General features: G+C 64.8%; 1 protein-coding gene. It reads right to left on the bottom strand.

All coding sequences use genetic code 11. The annotated features are described in order from the left end of the window. Positions 1 to 3: 3 nt before the first annotated feature. Positions 4 to 1,320, bottom strand: coding sequence for an ISL3 family transposase (locus BSP109_RS16550; protein WP_101602055.1), 1,317 nt, complete (start codon positions 1,318 to 1,320; stop codon positions 4 to 6). Positions 1,321 to 1,444 lie beyond the last annotated feature (124 nt).

The raw sequence follows: 1,444 nt of genomic DNA, 5'->3' as shown, positions 1-1,444 counted from the left end.
GGCTCATCGCAGATGAGAGTGTAGGAGTGGTCTGAACCCTCCGGTGTCCAGCAGTGCCCGCAGCAGGTAGTGGCCCAGATTCCGGAACCCGAGTGCCGTGCCTCTCAGGTGCTCGAGTCGGCCGTTGATCGCCTCCGTCGGTCCGTTGCTTGTTCCGGGTCGGTCGAAGTAGGCGAGCACATCAGCAGCTCTGCGTTTCAGGGTTCTCCCGAGCGTCGTCAGCTCCGTCAGCGTTGCTGGCACTCCTGCAGAGAGACTCGTGATGACCGCCCGCAGTCGGTCTCTGCCGCGAGTACGGTCGGGGTCGCGGTACGCGGCCACGATGCGCTGGTAGATCCACCACGTCACGTCCACCTGGGTGTGTTCCTCGGCAGCGAGCACCCCTTCGAGCCTGTCCGCCTGTTTGCGGGTGAGCAGGTTCGCGCCAGTGAGCAGAACACGACGGATGCCATAGAGCGGGTCCCCGGACCGGCCTCGGTGCCCGAGTGTCTCCTGCTGGACACGTTGCCGACATCGCTCCACAGCACCACCGGCCAGAGCCACGACATGGAACGGGTCCATCACCGGGATAGCGTCAGGGAGCTCTTCAGCCGCGGCTGACTTGTAGCCGGCGAAGCCGTCCATCGCGACCTCTTCGATGCCGTGGCGGAATGCTTGTGATTGGGTGGCCAGCCAAGTCTTGAAGACCTTCTTCGAACGGCCTTCGACGATGTCCAATAACCGGGAGGTGCCGGTCTTGTCGCGGATTGGGGTGAGATCGATGATGACGGTGACGTACTTGCTGCCGAACGGGGTATGCCGCCACACATGCTCGTCGACTCCGAGGACGCGGACACCGTCGAACCTGCTGGGGTCATCGACCAGGAGCTGTTGACCGGTAGCGAGGATCGCGGTGTTGACGGTGTGCCACGCGGCACCGAGACCTGCGGCGATGCGGCTGATGGACATCCTGTCGATGACGAGGCATTTCAGCGCCCACAGCACGGCCGGCCGTGACAGCTTCGCCCGTGGCGCGGCGATCTGGGTGAGGTCTTCCCGCCAGACCCGTGTGCAGGTCGGGCACCGGTAGCGGCGCACGCGCACGTGCAGGATCGTGGGGCGCCAGCCGAGCGGGACGTGGACAAGCCTGCGCACCGTGGTTCCGCGGGGGACGCCTTCGGCCCCGCACTCCCGGCACCAGGAGTCCGGGAACTCGGTGGTGGTGCGGCATTCCAGGACTGCTTGATCGGTATCGACCGCTTGCCCGGTGACGGTCAGGTTGAGGGTGTTGAGGAGGCAGAACGCGTCGAGATCGGGGCTCGTGAAGCTAGGCTGGGACATGTCGAGGTCTTCCGGATGGAGTGTGTGAGAACTTCCATCATCGGGAGACCTCGACGTCTATCCGTGGAGCGACACGACCCGGCCTTCAGCACCTGGGGTCTACACCCTCAATTACGAAGAGCCC

This window comes from Brevibacterium sp. Mu109 (assembly GCF_900169375.1).
GTDB lineage: Bacteria > Actinomycetota > Actinomycetes > Actinomycetales > Brevibacteriaceae > Brevibacterium > Brevibacterium yomogidense_A.
Note: the sequence above shows the minus strand (reverse complement) of the source record. Positions and strands in the feature narration are given on the sequence as shown.

Coding starts and splice junctions, on each gene's coding strand:
- BSP109_RS16550 (WP_101602055.1), bottom strand. CDS start 1,320: ATGTCCCAGCCTAGCTTCACGAGCCCCGATCTCGACGCGTTCTGCCTC.